We start from the raw sequence: 24,029 nt of genomic DNA on the forward strand, positions 1-24,029 counted from the left end.
AACACTAAAAAATAATGTTTATCTTAATTTCAGTAACCGTTCTCGCTTTAATTTTTGGTGCGATTTTAGGTGTTGCTTCGATTAAATTAAAAGTTGAAGCCGATCCTATCGTCGAAAAAATTGATGCCATCTTACCGCAAAGCCAATGTGGGCAATGCGGCTATCCTGGTTGCAAGCCTTATGCCGAAGCAATTGCCAATGGTGACGTTATCACAAAATGTGTGCCTGGTGGTCGTCCAACGGTGGTAAAAATTGCCGAAATCATGGGTGTTGATGTACCCGCAATGGATGATGTGGCGGAACCAGAAGAAATGGTTGCCTTCATTAATGAAAATATGTGTATTGGCTGTACTAAATGTATTCAAGCCTGCCCTGTTGATGCCATTATCGGTACAAACAAAGCCATGCATACAATTATTCCCGATCTCTGTACTGGCTGTGAACTTTGCGTCGCACCTTGTCCGACAGATTGTATTTCCATGATTAAAGTGAAAAAAGATATTGATAATTGGGACTGGAAGTTTGATCCTAAATTAGTCATTCCAGTCGTAAATACCACAGAAATTGAGAAAAAATTAGTGGTTGGGGAGTCGGAGTCACATGGCTGATGTATTAACAAGATTTAACTCCGGCAAAATTTGGGATTTTAAAGGTGGTATTCATCCACCTGAAATGAAATCTCAATCAAACCAATCCCCTATTCAGCAATCAGAACTTGCTCATGATTTTTATGTGCCGATTAAACAACATGCCGGCACTGCAGGAAATGTATTAGTTAAAGAAGGCGATTATGTCCTAAAAGGCCAACCTTTGACACAATGTGATGGCTTAAGAATCTTGCCTGTTCATGCACCGACTTCTGGTACGGTAAAATTTATCGGAAAACATGTTGCGCCTCATCCTTCTGGTTTAACCGAGGATATGATTCATATTCAAGCGGATGGTTTGGATAAATGGCGTGAGCAATTTCCACTTGAAGAATTTTTCACACAACCTGTCGAACAACTCATTGATCGCATTTACCAAGCGGGGGTTGCTGGCTTAGGTGGTGCAGTATTCCCGACTGCCGCCAAAATCCAATCGGCTGAAAAGAAAGTTAAACTCTTAATTATTAACGGTGCGGAATGCGAACCTTATATTACCTGTGATGACCGCTTAATGCGTGATTACACCGATGAAATGATCGAAGGGATTCGCATCTTACGTTATATCTTACGCCCTGAAAAAGTGGTGATTGCGGTTGAAGACAATAAACCTGAGGCGATTCAGGCTATTCAACAATCACTACATGGTGCAAATGACATTGAATTGCGCGTTATTCCGACTAAATATCCATCCGGTGCAGCCAAACAGCTGATTTATTTGCTTACCGGCATGGAAGTACCAAGTGGCGGACGTTCTTACGATATTGGCGTATTAATGCACAATGTCGGTACGGCTTTTGCGATAAAAAGAGCGGTCATTAATGACGAACCGTTAATTGAGCGTGTCGTCACGCTGACTGGTGATAAAATTTCTGAGAAAGGCAACTACTGGGTTCGCTTAGGTACACCAGTTGACCACTTATTGGCACAAGTTGGCTATCAATATGACGAACGTTTCCCTGTTTTCGCAGGCGGACCGATGATGGGATTGCAACTTTCCGATCTCAATGCGCCTGTCACGAAATTAATTAACTGTCTATTAGCACCTGATCATTTTGAATATGGTGAGCCGGAACCAGAGCAATCTTGTATCCGCTGCTCTGCTTGCTCTGATGCTTGCCCTGTCAATTTAATGCCACAGCAACTTTATTGGTATGCTCGCAGTGAGGATCACCAAAAATCAGAAGAATATTGCTTAAAAGATTGTATTGAATGTGGCGTGTGTGCTTATGTTTGTCCAAGCCATATTCCGCTTATTCAATATTTCCGACAAGAAAAAGCCAAGATTTGGGAAATTAAAGAAAAAGCGAAAAAAGCCGAAGAAGCCAAACTCCGTTTTGAAGCAAAACAAGCTCGAATGGAACGTGAAGAGCAAGAACGTAAAGCGCGTTCACAACGTGCGGCAGAAGCTCGTCGAGAAGAACTTGCAAAACAAAAAGGTGAAGACCCCGTTAAAGCAGCGTTAGAACGCTTGAAAGCAAAACAAGCGGGTTCAGCAGCAAATAAAGAAACGAAAACTATCGTATCTGAGAAAGGTGAAATCTTACCGGATAACCATGACCTTATGGAGCAACGTAAAGCTCGCCGTCTTGCTAAACAACAAGCGCAAGCAGATACAAGCACTGCGTCGGATGCAACACCGTCACAAACTGATGAAAAAGATACGAAGAAAGCCGCTGTTGCAGCTGCTCTAGCAAGAGCAAAAGCCAAGAAAGCTGCTGCTCAAGGTGAAACAACAGTTGCGACAAATGCAACTGAAAGCGCGGTCGAAAAAGCAGATGAAAATCCAACCGCACTTGATCCGAAAAAAGCGGCTGTAGCCGCTGCCATTGCAAGAGCCAAAGCCAAGAAAGCTGCTGCTCAAACTGAAACGGTTGCCACAAATGCAACTGAAAGTGCGGTCGAAAAAACGGATGAAAACCCGACCGTACTTGACCCGAAAAAAGCGGCAATTGCAGCTGCAATTGCCAAAGCTAAAGCAAAAAAAGCCGCCGCTGAAGCAGCCAAAGAAACAGAATAACGCAGGAAAAGATTATGTTTAAGAAAATGGTGAGTTCGCCTCATACCCATTCAGGCAAATTAACCGCCCGCATTATGTTGTGGGTGATAGCAGCCATGCTGCCTGCCCTGCTCACACAGATTTATTATTTTGGAATGGGTGTTTTGGTGCAATCTGCTTTGGCTATTTCTTTCGCATTATTGCTTGAGTTTATTGTGACCAAATTACGCAATAAGCCAAACCTAGTCTATATTTCAGATTTTAGTGTGGTGCTTACTGCCTTAATTTTAGCGATGGCGATTCCGCCTTATGCGCCTTATTGGGTGATTTTAATTGGTACGCTTTCCGCTGTTATTCTAGGTAAACATGTTTATGGTGGTTTGGGGCAAAACCCATTTAATCCAGCTATGGTGGGTTATGTGGTGCTATTAATTTCTTTCCCACTACAAATGACAAGTTGGATGCCGCCTATTTCATTATTGAATGAACCTCCAACATTTGCAGACTCCATTTCTTTAGTTTTCACTGGCTTAACCACTGACGGTTTTAGCTTAAGTCAACTTGTCCATTCCATTGATGGCATTACACAAGCGACACCATTAGACAGTGCCAAAATCTTCTATAACTTGCATCAAGGCGATGAAAGCGTATTCCATGATTTTGTAAAATTACCGATTTTATTACAAAACGGGACTGACTTTGCTGAAGGTTGGTGGCAAGTCAATCTGGCATTCATGCTTGGTGGAATTATATTAATCTTAAAGAAAAAAATTCACTGGCAAATTCCCGTTTCAATGCTCGTGACCTTTGTGACCTTAGCAACAATCACTGCGATGTCAGGCCATCATCATTTAAGTATGATTAGCCAACTCTTTAGCGGCGCGATGATGTTTGGCGCGTTCTTTATTGCGACTGACCCTGTCACAGCGTCTATTACACCTCGCGGCAAGCTTGTATTTGGTTCCTTGGTCGGATTATTGGTTTACCTCATTCGTTACTTTGGAAACTACCCTGACGGCGTGGCATTTGCGATTTTATTAAGTAATATTTGTGTGCCACTTATCGACTACTACACCCGTCCTCGCGTAGCGGGACACTTTGCAAAAGGGAGAAAATAATGGGTATTTTTAAAGTCACCTCCCGTTTTGGTTTGTTATTAGGTTTTATTGCACTTGTATGTACCGCTGTTTCTGCAGGCATTTATATGCTGACAAAAGATAAAATTGACGAAGCCATGGCTGAACAACAAAAAGCTTTATTACTCCAAGTCATCCCACAAAATTATTTTAATAATAACTTGCTTGAAAGCGTAGAAACACCTGAGCAAGATAAACTCAAAGGTATTCAAAAAGTCTATTTTGCGATCAAAGATCATGAGCCAACAGCCTATGCTTATGAAACGACAGCACCAGATGGTTATTCAGGGAATATCCGTTTATTAGTGGGTATCACTCCAAAAGGTGAAGTTTTAGGTGTGCGTGTCATCGAACATCATGAAACCCCTGGATTAGGCGATAAAATCGAACTTCGCATTTCTGACTGGATTTTAAGTTTTACAAACCAAGTTATCGTACCTGAAAGCCTAAAAGACTGGGCGGTAAAAAAAGATGGCGGTAAATTCGACCAATTTTCTGGCGCAACGATTACGCCACGTGCGATTGTAAATCAAGTAAAACGCTCTGCTCTCGTGATGCTTGAAAATGAGGAATTACTCAGCGAGATGGCAAAAAAATACGCGCAATAGGATATTTATTATGACTGATTTAACCGAAAAAACGACCGCACTTGATGAGCAAAGTGCGGTTGAAAATTCAGAAGAAATAACGCCAACGCCTTCTGTTTGGAAAGAAATCTTTATTCAAGGCGTATGGAAAAATAACTCAACTCTCGTACAATTATTGGGGCTTTGTCCGCTCTTAGCTGTATCGAGTACTGCGACGAATGCATTGGGTTTGGGCCTTGCAACTATGTTGGTTTTAACCTGTACAAACACCGTTGTTTCGCTCTTTCGTAAGCAAATTCCTCATGAGATCCGCATTCCGATTTATGTGATGATTATTGCCACCACCGTAACTGTGGTGCAATTATTGATGAATGCTTATACCTATATACTCTATCAAGCACTTGGGATTTTTATTCCTTTAATCGTGACTAACTGTATCGTCATCGGTCGAGCCGAAGCCTTTGCCTCTAAAAATAGCGTAGCACATGCTGCCTGGGATGGTTTTTCAATGGGATTAGGTATGGCATTAAGTATCACCGTATTAGGTGCGCTACGTGAAATCCTAGGCCAAGGTACCCTTTTTGAAGGCATTGAAAACCTATTTGGTCAAGGCGCCAAATTCCTGACATTACATATTTATCACGCTGACAGCAGCTTTTTACTCTTTATTCTTCCGCCAGGTGCGTTTATTGGATTAGGCATTCTACTGGCGATTAAAAACCGAATTGATATGAAAAAATGAACCAAGCTAAACGAATTGAAATTCTCACTCGACTTCGGGAGCAAAACCCGCATCCCACTACGGAATTAGAGTATAATTCGCCTTTCGAACTACTCATCGCGGTGATCTTATCGGCTCAAGCGACCGATAAAGGCGTGAATAAAGCGACGGCAAAATTATTCCCTGTGGCAAATACCCCACAAGCTATTTTAGATCTCGGCTTAGAGGGGTTAAAAGAATACATTAAAACCATCGGGCTTTATAACAGCAAAGCAGAAAATATCATTAAAACCTGCCGTGATTTAGTTGAAAAACATAATGGTGAAGTACCTGATAATCGAGAAGCCTTAGAAGCTCTTGCAGGTGTAGGTAGAAAAACAGCGAATGTCGTGTTGAATACTGCTTTCGGTCATCCGACTATTGCAGTAGATACGCATATTTTTCGCGTATGCAACCGCACCAATTTTGCCCCCGGCAAAGATGTGGTAAAAGTGGAAGAAAAACTACTCAAAGTTGTGCCAAAAGAATTTAAAGTGGATGTACATCACTGGCTTATTTTGCACGGGCGCTATACTTGTACCGCGCGCAAACCTCGCTGCGGTGCTTGCATTATTGAAGATCTCTGCGAATACAAAGAAAAAACAGAATATTAAACGAATAAAATCAAACGGAATAGATTATGACAACAAACAATCAATCTCGCCAAACGTGGTCTAGCCGACTAACTTATGTGCTCACCGTTGCGGGTGCGACAGTTGGCTTTGGGGCAACGTGGCGCTTCCCTTATTTAGTGGGTGAAAATGGCGGTGGTGCCTACGTACTCCTTTTTTGTATCGCGATGATTGTCATTGGTATCCCGATGATTTTAGTAGAAAACGTTATTGGTCGCCGTTTGCGTGTGAATTCCATTGATGCCTTTGGCGACAAAATCCAGGATAAAGGTAAAAACATCTCCAAATATTGGAAGATTCTTGGTTACATGGGGCTTCTTGGCGCATTTGGTATCATGGCTTATTACATGGTATTAGGTGGTTGGGTGATGTCTTATATCATTAGTCTGATGAATAACACCCTTGATATTAGCGCCCCAATTACAAAAGAAGTCGCCAAAGATTTCTACGATTTACACATCAGCAACAGCCCATGGGAAATCATGCTCTATACCTTCCTGTTCGTGGCGGTGAATTACATTATTTTGGCAAAAGGTATCATCGGCGGAATTGAACGTTCCGTGAAATACTTAATGCCATTACTCTTTATCTTCCTAATTGGTATGGTAATTCGTAACCTCACCTTACCGGGTGCAATGGAAGGGGTAACTTTCTACTTAAAACCTGATTTCAGCAAAATTACACCTAAATTATTTATCTTCGTATTAGGCCAAGTATTCTTCGCATTAAGCCTTGGTTTCGGTGTATTGATTACCCTCTCCAGCTATTTAAACAAGGAAGAAAACCTTATTCACACAGCCGTTATTACGGGTTTCACCAATACCATTATCGCTGTGTTATGTGGTTTTATGATCTTCCCATCATTATTCACTTTTGGCATTGAACCTAACGCAGGCCCAACCTTGGTTTTCCAAAGTTTACCAATTGTATTCTCACATTTATGGGCGGGTAAATTCTTTGCTATCGTATTCTTCGGCTTATTGCTTATTGCGGCATTAACCACATCAATTACGATTTATGAGGTCATCATCACCGCATTACAAGAAAAACTCAGAATGCGCCGTGGTAAAGCGATTTTTGTTACCTTGATGGGGATTTTCTTATTAGGTAATGTGCCCTCTATTTTAGGTGACAACCTTTGGAAAGATTTCACTATCTTCGGTAAAAGCATTTTCGATGCCTTCGATTTCGTCAGCGGCAATATTCTCTTTATGTTGACCGCACTTGGTTGTGCTATTTTCGTTGGTTTTGTGTTAAAAGACGATGCAAAAAAAGAGCTATCACCAACGCCAAATTCACTTTTCACCACAATCTGGTTTAACTATGTCAAATTTGTGGTTCCTGTGATTATTTTGGTGATTTTTATTAGTAATATGTAATAAAAAAACCGAGCTATTTAGCTCGGTTTCTTTTTTATCAATGCCCTATTTTGCTTCAGCTTGGGTCTTTTTCTCTTCAAGCTCTTCCCAACGAAGGAATGCTGTTTCAAGTTCCGCTTCCGTATCCGCTAATTCTTTTAGCTTCGCATCCGTTACATCATGAGCTTGTTGGAAAAAGTGAGGGTCACCAATTTCAGCTTGAAGTGCAGTGATTTTCTCTTCCAATTCTTCCAATAATTGTGGTAGCTGTTCTAACTCGCGTTGTTCTTTGTAAGAAAGTTTAACAGATTTTGGCTTTTGAGAAATAACGTCATTTTTAACCGCACTTTCCTGTGCTTTTGGTGCTTCTTTTTTGATTTTTTTAGCTTCTTGCTCTGCTTTCATGGCAAAGTAATTGGCTTGTTGTCCTTTTGCATCAAAGAAACCGCCCACGTATTTATTTAATACGCCGTCGCCTTCAAAGAAATAACACTCAGTCGCGACGTTATCAATAAACTGACGATCATGGCTGACAATCAATAAGGTGCCTTGATAATCCGTGAGGATTTCTTCCAATAATTCTAAGGTTTCTACATCCAAGTCATTAGTTGGTTCATCGAGAATCAGTAGATTATTCGGTTTCAGTAATAATTTAGCCAATAACAAGCGATTACGTTCACCACCAGAAAGGGCTTTGACAGGTGTCATGGCGCGTTTTGGTGGAAATAAGAAATCCTGCAAATAGCCTAATACATGACGTTTTATGCCGTTAACTTCAATATCCTGTTTACCATCGGCTACGTTATCCATTACCGTTTTTTCCGGATCAAGATCAGCACGATATTGGTCAAAATAAGCAATCTCTAATTTTGTACCGCAATGAATGCGACCGCTGATCGGCTTGATTTCACCTAATAAAAGTTTAATAAAGGTAGTTTTTCCGCAGCCATTTGGGCCAACCAATGCAATTTTATCGCCACGTAAAATGGTCGTGCTGAAATCTTTGAGCAGCTGTTTGCCTTCAATCTCATAGCTTACATCTTCCATTTCAAATACGATTTTGCCTGAACGACTTGAGTTATCTAATTGTAACTTAGCAGTCCCCATCACTTCACGACGTTGGCGACGTTCTTCACGCATGGCTTTTAAAGCGCGCACCCGGCCTTCATTACGCGTACGACGCGCTTTAATACCTTGACGAATCCAAACTTCTTCTTGCGCTAATCGCTTATCGAAAAGCTCGTTCTGTAATGCTTCGACACGTAAGTTTTCTTCTTTCGTGGTGAGATATAAATCATAATCACCAGGATAAGACACTAATTTACCGCGATCTAAATCCACAATACGAGTCGCCATTTTACGGATAAAAGAACGGTCATGAGAAATAAACACAATACTTCCAGTGAATTCTAATAAGAAGTTTTCTAACCATTCTATTGCATCCACATCCAAGTGGTTGGTCGGTTCATCTAATAACAAGACATCAGGATTACACACCAGCGCACGAGCAAGGGCCGCTTTACGCAGCCAACCACCAGATAAATCTGCTAATTTAGTATCGGGATTTAACTCGAGCTTTTGCAGAACTTCATTGATTTTATTTTCAAACTGCCAGCCATTGGCATGCTCTAATTTAGCTTGCACTTGTGCCAGTTGATTAAGAATTTGTTCGCTGTAATTTTGTGTCAACTCTTGTGAAATATGGTGATATTCCTTTAACAAATCCGCTAAATGCTCAATCCCTTCAGCCACATAATCAAATACATTCCCTTCAGCATGGCGCGGCGGGTCTTGTTCTAAACGAGAAACTACTAAATCTTTTTCATACTGCACTTTGCCGTCATCCATGGTGACTTGCTGTGCAATTATTTTTAATAACGTTGATTTACCTGCCCCGTTACGCCCCACCAAACATACGCGCTCATTCGGTTCAATATGCAGTTCAGCGTGATCAAGTAAGGGGTGATCACTAAAAGAAAGATAAGCGTTAGTTAAACTAATTAATGCCACAAAATTGTCCTATAAATTCAAAATATCAATAAAAATAATCGCACTTTAGAGCTGGTGATAAACCTTTAAGGCATAGGCATCTGACATGCCCGCGATATAGTCACAAATAATACGTTTTTTACCCTGCTCCGGTGCGTTTCTCCAACGATTAGCGGTATTCGTTGGCAATAAACGTTCTGGGTCAGACTCAAAAATCTGGAACATTTCCGTGAGAATACGTTGGCCTTTATATTCAATACGTTGCGTTTCTACATGACGAATCACGTATTTCCACACAAACTTTTTAAATACATTTAATGCCGCAATTACATCTTGCGGTAGTTCCGCGTTATAACGTAACAATGGCTCATCAAAATTGCCGGTAACTTTCCAACGCACATGGGTAATAAAGAAATTCACTAATGCACCAATGGCATTTTTACGCTCGAAATGATGGTTGGAGAACAATCGTTGGCTAACTTGCTCTATATTTTTTGCCAACCAATCTGAAGGAATCATTTTAAGTTCAGCCAATGCTTCTTGCCATTGATGTTGATTTACCACACCGGTCACAATCGCATCTTCTAAATCATGCACGCCATACGCAATATCATCTGCCAACTCCATAATACTGCAATCTAAAGATTTAAATTGTGTTTTTAAAAACTCGGCAGGATTTGACCGCACTTTTTGAAATGAACCAAACAAAGTGCGGTCATTTTCAGAAAGGTTTTGCAACAGCCAATTAAACATTGTGACGTCATCACGGAATAAGCCTTTTCCTGGTTTCCAATCACTAATCTTGACATAACGCGGATCAGCATTTTCAGCATGCGGCAACTGGGCATATTGCGGGGAAGATAAGTCTAAAATATTCGGATATTTCACCACACCTAAAATAGCACGACGCGTTAAATTCATCCCTGCTGTTTCAGTATAAGGTTCCAGTTTAGTAATAATACGAAATGTCTGCGCATTACCTTCAAAACCACCGTGGTCACGCATCATATAATTGAGTGCCACTTCCCCACCATGACCAAACGGTGGATGACCAATATCATGCGCAAAGCACAAACTTTCAATTAAATCATTGCTTGGTAATAAAGGTTTGAGCTGTTTCTGTAATTCACTTTTTTCGATATGAAGCATGTCTGAAATAGCAACATAACTTTCCGCAAATTTTAATTGGGAAACCAGGCTGCTACCGATTTGTGCTACTTCAAGGGAATGAGTTAAACGAGTTCGATAAAAATCATTTTCGCCCACGGCGTGAATTTGTGTTTTTGCTTGTAAACAACGGAAAGCTGCAGAATGTAAAATCCGCCCGCGATCACGACGAAATGGCGGTCTGTGATCTTTTTCGCGAGGCGGATCAGGGAGGAAACGTTCAGTCCAAAAATCAGCTAATTGGGTTCTCATAAAAATAGACGAATAACATGGAATACTAAGGGCGCTAAAATTGAGCTCATAATACCGCAAAGTACCAAAGAAATCGAACTATAACTCCCCGCTTTCGGATCGGCTTCCATACAGCTTACCGTGCCTAATGCGTGAGAAACGGCACCAACAGATAAACCTACGGCTTCTTGTTGTTTAATACCGAGTTTTTTCAAGATGAGATAACCAAAAACCGAACCTTGCAAACCTGCAACAATCACCCCTACAGCTGTAACGGCAGGAATACCGCCTAAATGTGAAGACACTTCCATCGCAATTGGCGTAGTAATGGATTTCGGTAATACGGTTGCTACCATTTCAGGACTCGCCCCTAAAATAATCGCAAAAATGGCACCGGTAAACATGGAAAACAGAGAAGCTAATATCACCACAGAAAGAATAATTTTCCACTGTTTCGCAATTTGACGAAGTTGTTCATACAACGGTAACGCCAGAGCAACAATACTCACCCCTAATAAATTATTAATCGGCGCATTGCCCGCCATATAATCATCATAAGGAATATCGCCCACCACTAAAATCAGCACAAGGATTGATACTGTGAGCACAAAAGTATTGAAAATCATGGATTTCCAGCGTTTACTAATTTGCAACGCAAGCCAAAATCCGAAAATCGTTAAAATGGTATAAAGATAAATTGCATACTGCATAATAAAACCTTAGTCAGCTTGAAGATTGCGTCTTTCTAATACTTTTTTACGCTTATGGGTAAAGGATTGTTTATAAAATAAATAGTTTCCTATAAATGCAATAACCAAAAGTGTCAGCATGGTACTGAGAATGTTTGGAATAAGTAAAACTTTCCACTGGGCCACGAGTAAATCATAATATTTGATAATGCCCACGCTCACTGGCACAAACAGCACTGCCATGTAACGAATCAACAAGCTAGAACCGAAATAAATCCACTCTAAGTGAATCACATGAGTCGTTAAACCTAAAAAAAGTAATAACAAGCCCCAAATGCTGCCTGGAATCCCCACGGGGATATAGTGAGAAATCAAATTGCCGAGTAATAACATAATGTATAAAATGATGAGCGAACGAGCGAGTTGAACGCCTTTTTGGAGTAACATATTTCCTCTATCAACTTTTTTAATAACAATTAAAATTTATTTTACGCTTTTTTGTTAAAATTACCCATTCATTTTAGCTAAATTTTGCGATGTAGATCAAAGAAATTCCAAATGATTAAAAAACTCTTCTTATTTTTAACCATAATTTTGACCCCACTTTGGACGCAATTTTCACTCGCTACTGAGCGCCAAATGGCGTGTTGGGTCGTTGGTGTAAGTGATGGCGATACCTTAACTTGCCTCTTACCCACTAAAAAACAATTCAAAGTACGATTACAAGAAATTGATGCGCCAGAAAAAGGCCAACCATTTGGAAAGAAAGCCAAAGAATATCTTTCACAGCTTGTTTTCAAACAAAATGTGACGTTGTCAGTTTCTGGTTATGATCGCTACCAACGTATTTTGGCAACGGTTTATCTACAAGAACAAAATATCAACTTAGAAATGGTGAAAAACGGCATGGCTTGGGTTTATCCGCAATATGCTAAAAATCCAATCTACTTCCAGGCACAAGATTTTGCCCAACAACAAAAAATCGGCTTATGGCGAGATCCCACCCCTATTGCCCCTTATGAATGGCGTAAACAGAAAAAAACACTCAAACACGGAGATAACCATGGCTTTTGATTACCAATCATTTAAAAATGAATTCCCTTATTTTAAATCGCCAAATGCCGTGGTTTATTTGGATAATGCAGCGACGGCATTAAAACCTCAAGCACTAATTGATGCGACGAGTACTTTTTATCAATCGGCGGGCTCCGTACATCGTAGTCAGTATGAAGCGGCACAAACAGCACAATATGAAAATGCTCGTCACTTAGTTAAAACCTTAATTAATGCGGAAGATGAAAAAGCCGTAATTTGGACGTCTGGGACGACTCATAGCATTAATTTGGTTGCCAACGGTTTACTTCCCTCTTTACATGCGGGAGATGAAATCTTAATTAGCCAAGCAGACCATCATGCTAATTATGTTACTTGGCATGAAACAGCGAAAAAATGCGGAGCGAAAATTCAAGTGCTGCCTATTTTGGATAATTGGTTAATTGATGAAAATGCCTTGATTGCAGCCTTAAATGAGAAAACCAAATTAGTCGCACTCAATTTTGTTTCCAACGTAACGGGAACGGAACAACATATCCAGCATTTAATTCGAGTAATCCGTCAACATAGCAATGCGCTCATTTTAGTAGATTCCGCCCAAGCTATTAGCCATATACAAATTGATTTACAGGCATTAGATGCGGATTTTATCGCCTTTTCTGCACACAAAATTTATGGACCAAACGGCATTGGCGTATTAAGCGGAAAATTAAGCTCGCTTTCCCTGCTACAACCACTTTTTTACGGTGGAAAAATGATTGAGCGCGTATCCCATGAATGTATTACCTTTGCCAATTTACCTTATCGATTAGAAGCCGGTACACCAAATATTGCGGGCGTGATTGGCTTTGGTGTAGTGCTAGATTGGCTCAAAAAATGGGATTTTCAGGCTGCCGAGGCGCATGCCGTTGAGCTTGCCGAGCAAAGTAAAGTGCGGTTAAAAAACTATCCGAATTGTCGCTTATTCAATTCGCCGCAGCCAAGTTCAGTGGTTTGTTTTATTTTTGATGGTATTGCGACATCCGATCTTGCTACGCTCCTGAGCGAACAAAAAATTGCGTTGCGTGTTGGCGAACATTGTGCCCAACCTTACTTAGCCCGTCTTGGTGAGCGTACTACATTAAGACTTTCTTTTGCGCCTTACAATAGCCCACAAGATGTGGATGCTTTTTTTGCGGCATTAGATAAATCCTTAGAGTTATTAGCATGCTAGAAAACATTAAACAGGCAAAAAATTGGGAAGATCGTTACCGTTTCATTATTCAAGCCGGTAAGCATCTTCCTCAACCCTCTCCAGATGAATTAGCTCAAATGCAATCGATTCAAGGCTGCGAAGCAAGGCTTTGGTTTAAGACCATTCCACAAAATGACAGCACGTTTCAGTTTCAAGCTTACAGCGAAGCGCGCATTATGAATGGTTTGTTATGGTTGTTGTTGCAAAACATCAACGGCCAAACCCGAGACCAATTACAACAATTTAATATTCGTCAATTTTTTGATGAACTTGGTATAGCCTCTCGCTTAAGTGAAACTCGCTTGAACGGTTTAAAGCAAATTCAAGAAATCTTGCACAATCTGTAATTATGTATCTGATCGAACCCTTTTTTAAATTGACCGCCTTAGAAAACGACATTGCCCTACAAAGCCGTTTGCTCAATGCCGTCATCGACCAATGGCGTTATAACGGACAAATTATCGGCCGTGAAATCCCGCTTTATTTGATGGAGGAAGACAGCGAACAAGGTTTTGCAATGCGCGTTATTTGCCCTGAGCAAGATAGCCTTTTACCCGAGAATAATAACCAAACTGTAAATCTGGCGATGGAAAATACTGAAAAGTGCGGTCTAAATTTTCAGGGTTTTCAAATTATTGCCGATGATTTAAATGCAGACAGCACCGCAGAATGCAGCCATCCTGCATGGCAGATGCTTTATACCACACATTTGCAATCTTGCTCGCCATTGCATAGCGGAGATGATTTCTCCCCAATTCCACTTTATAAACAGCTAAAAAATCAACCGCACTTAAGCCAAGATTTGATTAAATGGCAGGAAAATTGGCAGGCTTGCGATCAGTTGCAAATGAATGGTTCAGCTTTAGAAAAAGAAGCATTAAACGAAATCTCCGAGATTAATAGCACGCTCTGTAAACATGGACGCTACCTTGCTACTGAAATCGAAAAAGAAAGTGGCATACCGACCTATTATTATTTATACCGTGTCGGTGGACATTCTTTAGAATCGGAACAACAACGCTGTTGCCCGCAATGTGGTGGCGATTGGACATTAGACGCACCACTATTTGATGTAATTTACTTTAAATGCGACCAATGTCGATTAGTCTCGAATGTGTCGTGGAATTTTTTATAACGCTTTCGTCATTCAGGAAAACAAATGAACTATCAAGATAAAAGCCTTCAATCTTTAAAACTCGGTCAAGCAACAGAATATGCTGCGAATTATGACCGCACTTTGTTACAACCCGTGCCTCGAAAACTCAATCGTGATGGCTTAGGCATAACTGAACAACAGCCATTTTCCGAAGGGGCGGATATTTGGACAGCCTACGAAATTTCTTGGTTAAATCCAAAAGGTTTGCCACAAGTAGCCGTTGCTGATGTGGAAATTGATTATCGCAGTGAAAATTTAATTGAATCGAAAAGCTTTAAACTCTACTTAAATAGCTTTAACCAAAGTAAATTTGCTGATTTTGCTAGCGTAGAACGCACTATGCGTGAAGATCTAAGTGCTTGTGCTCAAGGCGAGGTCAAAGTACGTTTGCATCCTTTATCCCATTATCAAGGACAAAGTATTGATACTTTACCGGGCGATTGCATTGATGATCAGGATATCGAAATCCACAGCTACGAATTTGATGCAGACATTTTGCAAGATTGTACGTCCAATAACGTGGTGGAAGAAACCTTAGTAAGTCATTTATTAAAATCTAACTGTCTTATCACCAGTCAGCCCGATTGGGGAACCGTGCAAATTCATTATGTGGGTAAACAAATCGATCGCGAAAAACTTCTCCGCTACATCGTGTCTTTCCGTCAACATAATGAGTTTCACGAGCAGTGTGTCGAGCGTATTTTCTGTGACTTGATGCATTACGCCAAACCAGAAAAACTCACCGTCTATGCGCGTTATACGCGGCGTGGTGGATTGGACATTAATCCATTCCGTTCTAACTTTGAGGAAATTCCGCAAAATTTACGCTTGGCAAGACAATAAAAATTTGAATAGAAAAACTTACGTAAACAGCAAGGAAGATGATACGTTATAAATACTCTTATTAGTTTTTTTCATAATTTAATTTTTAGTGTTCTACAATTATTAGAATATATCTCTATTGACATTATTTTTTAACACTCTAGAATTTAGTAAAAAAAACATAAACTTAAACATAACTAACTCGAGGTTCCAAATGGCTTATCGTACAGATTCTGATTTAGAATTTTTATCCCAATGTTCTGATGAAGATTTAAATGATCTAGTTTACTGCTTAACTCATGATAAAGATGGTAGTAGTAGATTTACTGAAGAATTAACTAAGACTAAAGCATATAAAAAATATAACCCAAGCCATAGTATGTACTGGAAAGAAATTGCAGCTGAAATTCAATGTTTTGGTGCAAACTCTCTCTTCACACTAATTAGTGGTGGAAAAGGCGCACTATATAAAAAAGTACTTTGCGATGTATGCGACAAAATGAAAGTTAATTATAATAAAAATTCTAATGTAGAACGAATTGAGAATGCACTTTTATCAAAAGTATTAGAAGATGCACTAGAAAAAATGTCTTCTAATGAAATAAAACAGCTTGCCACAGAAATTGGGATTAAAAACACTCAAAATATTACAAAACAAGCTTTACTTGCTTCATTTCAAACAATTTTTAAAATGGGCGGATTCAAATCTTACCAATTAACCTTAATTGTTGTTAATGCAATATTAAAAGCATTAATTGGAAGAGGATTATCCCTTGCTGGTAATGCTGCATTAACAAGAACAGTTGCTGTACTGAGTGGCCCTATCGGATGGGTAATTACTGGATTATGGACGGCTATTGATATTGCTGGCCCTGCATATCGAGTTACCATTCCTGCAGTTATCCAAGTGGCCGCTTTACGACAAAAAGTATTATATGCTAATACTGCTAATGAAATCTCTTTTTCATAAGCTTAAAAGTGCGGTTATTTTTAACCGCACTTTTATTTTACACATGTCGTAAATCGTGAGCTTGTTGCAATAACTGACGACTCTCTTGTAAGAATTGATCAGAATATTCTCCAAACCATTCTCTCACTTGATGGAAAGCATCAATAAACCCTTGGCGATCGCCTTTTTCAAAGAATTGCAATGCTTCTTCATACGTTTGTTTCAGGCTTTCAATCACATCTAAATTTTCTGGCTTATCCATAATAATATCGGCATAAAGTGCCGCATCTTGGGCAAATAGACGACCAATCATGGCTAATTCCAAACGATAAATCGGGGAAGATAATGCCAATAAATTACTTAAATTGACTGGTTGTTTGGAAAGATGCAGACCATTCGCGAATGTGGAAAAGTGACGTAATGCTTGAATGTACGTCATATTGTGATCATGCTCCGCTGCATCAATTTGATAAATTTTTGCACCCCAGATTTGAATTTGCTCTAACAACCATTCATAACGCTCACTAAAACGCCCATCACAACGTACAACCACTTGTTTTGCCATGCTAGCAATATCGGGACCAAACATTGGATGCAGCCCAACCACTGCCCCTTTATGCACGTCTAACATTTTAGCTAATGGAATACGTTTCACGGAGGTAAGATCCGCCAGTAGCATATTTTCGGTTAAATGTGGCTTTAGACGTTCAATTGTTTCTAACGTGTGATCAATCGGCACTGAGACTATAACAACATCCGCATTCGTTAAAATGCGTTCTGCCACATCCCAATCATCTCGGTCTAAAATAGAAATAGGATAACCAGAGGCACGTAAATAACGTGCAAATAATTGCCCCATTTTTCCGTAACCACCGACGATAACAATTTTGTTAATGGCTGAATTCAGGGTTTTAAAACCAAATTGATTTTCATTGGAATAAGATTCACGCATGAAACGACGTAGCACATCTTCAATAAGCTGAGGGGAAATCCCCGCTTTAGCCGCCTCTTCTCGGCGTGCTTGTAACATGGCTAACTCACGTTCTGGCGCATAAATCGGCAAGCCTTTTTCGTGCTTTACTTCGCCTACTTGGCTTACTAATTCGAGACGTTTAGCAAAAAGTTGAATCAGTTCACGATCGAGCGCATCAATTTCCTGACGTAAATGGTTAAGGGCATCCATAATTCACCTGTAATATCTTATTTACATGATTGCAATTAAAAGGTTACAGGTGAGATTACTGGAATTAAAAAAGAAAGGCAAATAGTTAGAGAGATTGCGTAATCAAGCGTTGTGGACGAATCACATTGTTATCATCGACAAGTGCTACGCCTAAAAAGATATTCTCGTCAGAAAATAACCGCACTTGACCATGTAATTTTGCTTCATTAGCAAATTTAACTCGTTGTCCAAAGCCGATACCTTTACTTTGCTCGGCATTTAGCTGTAATGCGGGTAATTTACTGACCGCTGTATCTGTCGGTAAAAGATGTTGATCAAGTTGTTCAAGATCACCTTGCTCTGCAAGCACCTGCAAAGCATCCCATGTCATCATCTTTTCTGTTGGATAATCCGCAACCGCAGTTCGACGTAACACTGTCACATGAGCGCCACAACCTAACACTTCACCTAAATCATCCACTAATGTACGGATATAGGTTCCTTTCGAACAATGCACTTCTAAAGTTAGAAAAGGTGCTTGATACTCGATAAAGTTTAGCTCAAAAATCGTGATAGGACGGGCTTCACGTTCTACTGTAATGCCTGCACGAGCATACTCATACAACGGTTTCCCATTGTGCTTTAATGCAGAAAACATGGTCGGTACTTGTAAAATATCACCACGAAATTGTTCAAGTGCGGTCAAAATTTGTGATATTTCTACATTGACAGGGCGCGTTTCTACCACTTGTCCTTCAGCATCAGAGGTATCCGTACGTTCACCTAATTTTGCTGTGACTACATAGCGTTTATCCGCATCTAACAAAAATTGTGAAAACTTTGTGGCTTCACCTAAACAAATGGGCAGCATACCGGTTGCTAATGGATCAAGCGCACCAGTATGTCCTGCTTTATTCGCTTGGAATAAGCGTTTCACCTTTTGCATAATGTCATTAGATGACATACCTTGTGGCTTATCTAATAAAAATACGCCATCAATATCACGTCCACGCTTACGAGGTCTCGACATTAGTCATTTTCCTCAACGTGTTTTTTCTCGTCTTCACGAATCACGTTTGTCACTAAATTAGACATACGCATCCCTTCAACTAAGGACTGATCGTAGAAGAAACGAATTTCCGGCACAATGCGTAAGCGCATCGCTTTACCCACTAATGAACGGATATAAGGTGCTGCTTTTTCCAAACCTTTCATGCCCTGTGCAATAGCCACTTCATCATGATCAAACAAAAATGTGACAAACACTTTTGCATACGCTAAATCGCTTGATACTTCCACATCTGACACAGTTACCATGCCAATACGGGGATCTTTTACTTCACGCTGTAAAATGATGGCGATTTCTTTTTGCAATTCTTGTGCAACGCGATCGCTGCGTTTAAATTCTCTTGCCATAATATTTCTCTTACTAAGTAAGTTTTACCTACATTTATAGGTTACAAATTATTTCTCTGATTTGGTTTTATTTCGGCGAAGGATAAAACCGATCACTACGCCAATGAGACCTGCGATGACATTCACGATGACATCCATCACAACAACTAGACTCCAGTCTGCCCCACGTTCTTCATAGGATAACTGGGCATGATAAATGCTGGCTATCCAAAAACAAAGTTTTACAGCAATGGGGATAATTAGAAATTTCCATTTCTTCTGCCCAAACCCATAAGCAATTAAAATAGCATTGATCGCCGCCCAACCAAACATTGATTCCATTTTTAGCTCCAATGACAAAAGCGGTCAAAAATACGTTGAATTTTGACCGCTCTTTTTATCGATTAGATTGAACGTTTAACTTCAACGACTTCAAACACCTCGATTTGGTCGCCGACTTTCACGTCATTGTAGTTTTTAACGCCGATACCACATTCCATACCATTACGGACTTCAGAAACGTCATCTTTAAAGCGACGGAGAGATTCCAATTCACCTTCAAAAATTACCACGTTATCACGTAATACACGGATTGGGTTGTTGCGTTTTACTACACCTTCGGTCACCATACAACCGGCGATTGCACCAAATTTCGGATGTTTAAACACATCACGCACTTCAGCCAAGCCGATGATTTCTTGTTTGAATTCAGGTTGTAACATACCGCTCATCGCGGCTTTCACATCATTTAATAGTTCATAAATGATGGAGTAATAACGAAGGTCAATGTTTTCTGCTTCGATAATACGACGAGCAGAAGCATCCGCACGAACGTTAAAGCCGACCATAATCGCATTAGAGGCTGCCGCTAAGGTTGCATCAGTTTCAGAAATACCACCTACGCCTGAGCCCACTACTTTCACTTTCACTTCATCAGTAGAAAGATCTTGTAACGATTGAATAATCGCCTCCACAGAACCCTGTACGTCCGCTTTCACAATAACATTAAGCTCAGCCACATCACCTTCAGTCATATTGCTAAACATATTTTCAAGTTTCGCTTTTTGCTGACGAGCGAGTTTCACTTCACGGAACTTACCTTGACGGTGTAACGCCACTTCACGTGCTTTTTTCTCATCACGTACTACAGTTGCTTCATCACCCGCTGCTGGTACACCAGAAAGACCTAACACCTCAACAGGGATAGATGGGCCTGCTTCATCGATTTCTTTACCGTTTTCATCGCGCATTGCACGAACACGACCGTATTCAAAACCGCAAAGTACGATATCACCTTTACGTAAAGTACCAGATTGAACAAGAATTGTCGCAACCGGACCACGACCTTTATCAAGGTAAGATTCAATCACCACACCACTTGCCATGCCATCTTTTACAGCCGTTAATTCAAGTACTTCTGATTGAAGCAAGATGGCATCTAATAAGTCATCAACACCGGTACCTTTCTTCGCAGAAACAGGAACGAATTGTACATCACCACCGAATTTTTCAGAAATCACTTCGTGTTGAAGTAATTCTTGTTCTACGCGATCTGGATTTGCTTCTGGTTTATCAATTTTGTTCACCGCAACCACTAAAGGCGCACCTGCTGCTTTCGCGTGTTGAATCGCTTCAATGGTTTGAGGCATCACACCATCATCTGCAGCAACAACAAGAACGACGATATCCGTTGCTTTTGCACCACGTGCACGCATTGAGGTAAATGCAGCGTGTCCCGGTGTATCTAAGAAGGTGATCATTTTGCCATCATCCATTTCTACGTGGTACGCACCGATGTGCTGCGTAATACCACCCGCCTCACCGGCTGCAACTTTCGCTTTACGAATATAGTCAAGCAATGAAGTTTTACCATGGTCAACGTGACCCATGATCGTTACAACTGGTGCACGAGTCACTTTTTCTGCGTTAACATCACGATCGCCTAATACTTCTTCTTCAAGTTCATTTTCATTACGAAGAATCACTTTGTGACCTAATTCTTCAGCCACTAACTGTGCTGTTTCTTGGTCAAGCACTTGGTTAATGGTTACCATTTCGCCCATCTTCATCATCGCTTTGATGATTTCAGTCGCTTTGGTTGCCATTTTATTTGCTAATTCCGCAACGGTAATGGTTTCACCAATAACAACATCCTGTTTCACAACCTGAACAGGTTTTGTGAAGGCTTGTTGTAATGCTGCACCTTTCTTACCATTTTTACCTTTACCGAATTTACCGTCTTTTTGATTTTTACGGTTAGATTCGCGCTCATTTTTATTGCCGCCTTTCACGTCATCGCGTTCTTTTTTCGCCTTAGCGACTTTATTTTTACCGCGACCGCGATTTTCATTACGGCGTTCTTCTTCGTCTTCTGCTTCTAAAGCATAACGAGAGCTTAAATTGTAATCTGTATAATCTTCTGATGCGCTTTCATTGCTTGACGTATCCGCTTCAGCATAACGTTTAGCATCTTCAGCTGCTTTACGCGCTTGCTCTTCTGCTTTTTGGCGAGCTAGCTCTTCCGCTTTGCGACGAAGTTCTGCTTCTTCCGCTTTACGTTTTTCTTTTTCTGGATCAACAGATTTAGGTTTATTTTCAACCGCACTTTGTGCTAGTTTCGCTGCCTTTTCTGCTTCAACCTTAGCTTTTTCAGCTTTCGCTTTTTCTGCTGCAGCTTTTTCAGCAGCTAAACGTGCTTTTTCTTCTGCCACTTTTTTCTCTGCTTCTTGCTGTGCTTTTAATTTTTCTGCCTCAGCAGCTTTTCGGGCAGCATCTGTTGGCACAGTGCGTTTTTTACGAACTTCAACTTGTACCGCTTTTGCTTTACCGCCAGCTGTTGTACTGCTTACGGTTGTTTTTGTTCTGCGTTGAATACTTAGTTTTTTCGGTGCATTCGCATCCGCATTTTTTACATCTTCAGTCATTATTAAACTCCTTACTCTTCGCTAAACCAGCAAATATTACGCGCAGCCATAATAAAGTCAGCGGCTTGCTCTGCGGTTAATTCTTCGATATCAGCTAAATCATCTACACCTTGCTCAGCAAGTTCTTCAAGCGTAGTAATTTGTTTTTCAGCTAATTTAAAGGCAATGTGACGATTCATCCCTTCAAGATTTAATAAACGATCTTCAATATTCGCTTTTTTCAAGGCTTCTTCTTCAGCTGCTGCTGCTGCAGTAATGGCATCTTTTGCGCGACCTTGTAACTCTTCGATAAGATCTTCATCTTCTAAACCATCAATTGCAGTTAGCTCGCTTACTGGAACATAAGCCACTTCTTCTAATGAAGTAAAGCCTTCATCCACTAAGATTTGAGCAAACTCTTCATCAAGGCCTAATTTATCCATGAATAAATTTAATACTTTGGTATCTTCTGCTTGATGTTTTTCATTTAATTGTTCAGTAGTCATGACATTTAATGTCCAACCGGTTAATTGTGTCGCTAAACGTACATTTTGACCATTACGACCAATTGCTTGTGCTAAGTTGTCAGCATTAACCGCAATGTCCATTGAGTGATTATCTTCATCTACGATAATTGAAGTCACATCAGCTGGTGCCATTGCATTAATCACATATTGTGCCGGATTATCATCCCAAAGTACGATATCCACACGTTCACCACCTAATTCATTGGTAATCGCTTGAACGCGAGCACCGCGCATACCCACACACGCACCAACTGGGTCGATACGTTTGTCATTTGATTTCACCGCAATTTTCGCACGAGAACCTGGATCACGAGCTGCACCACGGATTTCAAGCATTTCTTCGCCGATTTCTGGTACTTCAATACGGAATAACTCGATTAACATTTCAGGTTTCGCACGAGTCACAAATAGTTGTGCAGTTTTGCTTTCTGGATTCACTTTATAAAGCACACCACGAACACGATCGCCAGGGCGGAAATTTTCACGTGGAAGCATATCTTCACGCATAATCACGGCTTCAGCTTTATTGCCTAAATCTAAAATGATGCTTTCACGATTTACTTTTTTCACCGTCCCCGTAACAATTTTGCCTTCTTCAGAACGGAATTGCTCAACTACTTTCGCACGCTCTGCTTCACGAATTTTTGTACTGATCACTTGGCGAGCAGTTTGCATCGCAATACGGTCAAATGCGATAGACTCAATTTGGTCTTCAACATAATCACCAAGTTGAACATTCGGATCTTCAAATTGTGCCGCTTCTAAAGTCATTTCTTTTGTTGGCACTTTAACTTCATCAACCACCAACCAACGACGGAATGTATCAAACTCACCCGTTTTAGGGTTGATAGATACGCGAATATCGGTTTCATAGTCATATTTTTTCTTTGTTGAAAGTGCAATCGCACTCTCTAACGCTTCAAAAATCTTTTCGCGTGGTAATAACTTCTCGTTAGATACTGCTTCAGCAGCTAACAAAATCTCTTTACTCATTTTCCTTTTTCTCCTTTAAAATTTTGCGATTACATTGGCTTTTTGAATGTTGCCAAAAATAAGAACTTGTTTCTGACCATCAACAATAAGTGTCAACATGTCATTTTCAATTTTTTCCAATTTACCTTGCCATTTACGACGATCTAAAACAGGAATACGTAAATGCACAGCGATATCCTCGCCCACATAACGTTGGAATTGTTCAAGCGTAAATAGTGGACGATCCAGACCTGGTGATGACACTTCGAGGTTATATTTATCCGCAATAGGATCTTCCACGTCTAAAATCGCGCTCACTTGACGACTTACATCAGCACAATCATCAACGCCTACGCCACCTTCTTTATCAATGAATAAACGGACGGTCATAAAACGCCCTGCACGTTGGCATTCAATCCCCCAAAGCTCGCAGCCTAAGTCTTCTACTGCACCTTGAAGCATCTCTTGCAATTTTTGTTCTAATGTTGCCAATTTTTGCTCCTAATCTTAAAATTCAGACATAAAAAAAGGGTTAGGTTCGTCAATGAACCTAAGCCCAGTTTCTAAATTTCTCGTACAAAAAAACCCCAAATTTGGGGTTCTTTTTACTGAACTTGTTATTGGTTGCGGGGGCCGGATTTGAACCGACGGCCTTCGGGTTATG

General features: G+C 40.4%; 24 protein-coding genes. 13 read left to right on the forward strand and 11 right to left on the reverse strand.

Annotation, left to right across the window (positions count from 1 at the left end; all coding sequences use genetic code 11):
• Window positions 1-14: 14 nt before the first annotated feature.
• Genes rsxB through AC979_RS06795 form a run of 7 tightly spaced genes read left to right on the forward strand, consistent with a single transcriptional unit; the run spans window position 15 to window position 7,137 of the window.
• Window positions 15-608, forward strand: coding sequence for an electron transport complex subunit RsxB (gene rsxB / locus AC979_RS06765; protein ID WP_049373468.1), 594 nt, complete (start codon window positions 15-17; stop codon window positions 606-608).
• Window positions 601-2,664, forward strand: a complete 2,064-nt coding sequence (rsxC, locus tag AC979_RS06770) for an electron transport complex subunit RsxC (protein ID WP_049373469.1) — start codon at window positions 601-603, stop codon at window positions 2,662-2,664. The genes rsxB and rsxC overlap by 8 nt, the downstream gene beginning before the upstream one ends.
• A gap of 14 nt (window positions 2,665-2,678) precedes the next feature.
• Window positions 2,679-3,761: an electron transport complex subunit RsxD gene (gene rsxD, locus AC979_RS06775; RefSeq protein ID WP_049365525.1), complete on the forward strand. Its 1,083-nt coding sequence runs from the start codon at window positions 2,679-2,681 to the stop codon at window positions 3,759-3,761.
• A complete protein-coding gene (gene rsxG, locus AC979_RS06780; protein WP_049373470.1) occupies window positions 3,761-4,387 on the forward strand; it encodes an electron transport complex subunit RsxG in 627 nt (208 codons plus the stop codon). The genes rsxD and rsxG overlap by 1 nt, the downstream gene beginning before the upstream one ends.
• A 10-nt stretch (window positions 4,388-4,397) precedes the next feature.
• On the forward strand, window positions 4,398-5,108 hold the full coding sequence (locus AC979_RS06785) for an electron transport complex subunit E (RefSeq protein ID WP_049373471.1): 711 nt from the start codon (window positions 4,398-4,400) through the stop codon (window positions 5,106-5,108).
• Window positions 5,105-5,740, forward strand: a complete 636-nt coding sequence (gene nth / locus AC979_RS06790; protein WP_049373472.1) for an endonuclease III — start codon at window positions 5,105-5,107, stop codon at window positions 5,738-5,740. The genes AC979_RS06785 and nth overlap by 4 nt, the downstream gene beginning before the upstream one ends.
• A 26-nt stretch (window positions 5,741-5,766) precedes the next feature.
• Window positions 5,767-7,137, forward strand: coding sequence for a sodium-dependent transporter (locus AC979_RS06795; RefSeq protein ID WP_049373473.1), 1,371 nt, complete (start codon window positions 5,767-5,769; stop codon window positions 7,135-7,137).
• A gap of 45 nt (window positions 7,138-7,182) precedes the next feature.
• Here the strand turns inward: AC979_RS06795 and AC979_RS06800 are convergent, their stop codons facing one another.
• The 4 genes from AC979_RS06800 to AC979_RS06815 are packed head-to-tail and all read right to left on the reverse strand — an operon-like array spanning window position 7,183 to window position 11,639.
• Window positions 7,183-9,126: an ABC transporter ATP-binding protein gene (locus tag AC979_RS06800; RefSeq protein WP_049373474.1), complete on the reverse strand. Its 1,944-nt coding sequence runs from the start codon at window positions 9,124-9,126 to the stop codon at window positions 7,183-7,185.
• Window positions 9,127-9,171: 45 nt separating this feature from the next.
• On the reverse strand, window positions 9,172-10,524 hold the full coding sequence (locus AC979_RS06805) for an anti-phage deoxyguanosine triphosphatase (RefSeq protein ID WP_049373475.1): 1,353 nt from the start codon (window positions 10,522-10,524) through the stop codon (window positions 9,172-9,174).
• A complete protein-coding gene (locus tag AC979_RS06810) occupies window positions 10,521-11,216 on the reverse strand; it encodes a CidB/LrgB family autolysis modulator (protein WP_049373476.1) in 696 nt (231 codons plus the stop codon). Before AC979_RS06810 ends, AC979_RS06805 begins: the two co-directional genes overlap by 4 nt.
• 6 nt (window positions 11,217-11,222) lie before the next feature.
• Window positions 11,223-11,639 (reverse strand): CidA/LrgA family protein, encoded by a 417-nt coding sequence (locus AC979_RS06815; RefSeq protein WP_049373477.1) that lies wholly within the window; start codon window positions 11,637-11,639, stop codon window positions 11,223-11,225.
• Window positions 11,640-11,750: 111 nt separating this feature from the next.
• Between AC979_RS06815 and AC979_RS06820 the strand changes: the two genes are divergently transcribed.
• The 6 genes from AC979_RS06820 (at window position 11,751) to AC979_RS06845 (ending at window position 16,427) form a co-directional block, all read left to right on the forward strand.
• Window positions 11,751-12,266 carry a thermonuclease family protein gene (locus AC979_RS06820; RefSeq protein ID WP_049373478.1) on the forward strand — a complete coding sequence of 172 codons (516 nt, stop codon included), beginning with the start codon at window positions 11,751-11,753 and terminating at the stop codon, window positions 12,264-12,266.
• Window positions 12,256-13,458 (forward strand): cysteine desulfurase, encoded by a 1,203-nt coding sequence (locus AC979_RS06825; RefSeq protein WP_049373479.1) that lies wholly within the window; start codon window positions 12,256-12,258, stop codon window positions 13,456-13,458. The genes AC979_RS06820 and AC979_RS06825 overlap by 11 nt, the downstream gene beginning before the upstream one ends.
• A complete protein-coding gene (locus tag AC979_RS06830) occupies window positions 13,452-13,826 on the forward strand; it encodes a SufE family protein (RefSeq protein WP_049373480.1) in 375 nt (124 codons plus the stop codon). The genes AC979_RS06825 and AC979_RS06830 overlap by 7 nt, the downstream gene beginning before the upstream one ends.
• Window positions 13,827-13,828: 2 nt before the next feature.
• Window positions 13,829-14,614 carry a Zn-ribbon-containing protein gene (locus AC979_RS06835; RefSeq protein WP_049373481.1) on the forward strand — a complete coding sequence of 262 codons (786 nt, stop codon included), beginning with the start codon at window positions 13,829-13,831 and terminating at the stop codon, window positions 14,612-14,614.
• A 24-nt stretch (window positions 14,615-14,638) separates the two neighbouring features.
• The gene (queF, locus tag AC979_RS06840) at window positions 14,639-15,478 is read left to right on the forward strand and encodes an NADPH-dependent 7-cyano-7-deazaguanine reductase QueF (RefSeq protein WP_049373482.1); all 840 of its coding nucleotides are present in this window, start codon (window positions 14,639-14,641) and stop codon (window positions 15,476-15,478) included.
• Window positions 15,479-15,671: 193 nt separating this feature from the next.
• On the forward strand, window positions 15,672-16,427 hold the full coding sequence (locus tag AC979_RS06845) for a DUF3944 domain-containing protein (protein WP_049373483.1): 756 nt from the start codon (window positions 15,672-15,674) through the stop codon (window positions 16,425-16,427).
• 37 nt (window positions 16,428-16,464) lie between these two features.
• Here AC979_RS06845 and tyrA read toward each other — a convergent pair whose 3' ends face one another.
• From tyrA to rimP, 7 genes are all read right to left on the reverse strand, one after another.
• Complete coding sequence (tyrA, locus tag AC979_RS06850; protein ID WP_049373484.1) at window positions 16,465-17,589, reverse strand: bifunctional chorismate mutase/prephenate dehydrogenase; 1,125 nt, start codon at window positions 17,587-17,589, stop codon at window positions 16,465-16,467.
• Window positions 17,590-17,674: 85 nt separating this feature from the next.
• Window positions 17,675-18,598, reverse strand: a complete 924-nt coding sequence (gene truB, locus AC979_RS06855; RefSeq protein ID WP_049373485.1) for a tRNA pseudouridine(55) synthase TruB — start codon at window positions 18,596-18,598, stop codon at window positions 17,675-17,677.
• On the reverse strand, window positions 18,598-18,984 hold the full coding sequence (rbfA, locus tag AC979_RS06860) for a 30S ribosome-binding factor RbfA (RefSeq protein WP_005699364.1): 387 nt from the start codon (window positions 18,982-18,984) through the stop codon (window positions 18,598-18,600). Before rbfA ends, truB begins: the two co-directional genes overlap by 1 nt.
• Window positions 18,985-19,032: 48 nt before the next feature.
• Window positions 19,033-19,305 (reverse strand): hypothetical protein, encoded by a 273-nt coding sequence (locus AC979_RS06865; RefSeq protein WP_049373486.1) that lies wholly within the window; start codon window positions 19,303-19,305, stop codon window positions 19,033-19,035.
• 62 nt (window positions 19,306-19,367) lie between these two features.
• Window positions 19,368-21,887, reverse strand: coding sequence for a translation initiation factor IF-2 (infB, locus tag AC979_RS06870; protein WP_049373487.1), 2,520 nt, complete (start codon window positions 21,885-21,887; stop codon window positions 19,368-19,370).
• 11 nt (window positions 21,888-21,898) lie between these two features.
• Window positions 21,899-23,386: a transcription termination factor NusA gene (gene nusA / locus AC979_RS06875; RefSeq protein WP_049373488.1), complete on the reverse strand. Its 1,488-nt coding sequence runs from the start codon at window positions 23,384-23,386 to the stop codon at window positions 21,899-21,901.
• 15 nt (window positions 23,387-23,401) lie between these two features.
• Window positions 23,402-23,857 carry a ribosome maturation factor RimP gene (gene rimP, locus AC979_RS10400; RefSeq protein ID WP_049373489.1) on the reverse strand — a complete coding sequence of 152 codons (456 nt, stop codon included), beginning with the start codon at window positions 23,855-23,857 and terminating at the stop codon, window positions 23,402-23,404.
• Window positions 23,858-24,029: the final 172 nt, after the last annotated feature.

This window comes from Parahaemophilus parainfluenzae, from assembly GCF_001053575.1.
In the GTDB taxonomy this organism is placed as follows: domain Bacteria; phylum Pseudomonadota; class Gammaproteobacteria; order Enterobacterales; family Pasteurellaceae; genus Haemophilus_D; species Haemophilus_D parainfluenzae_S.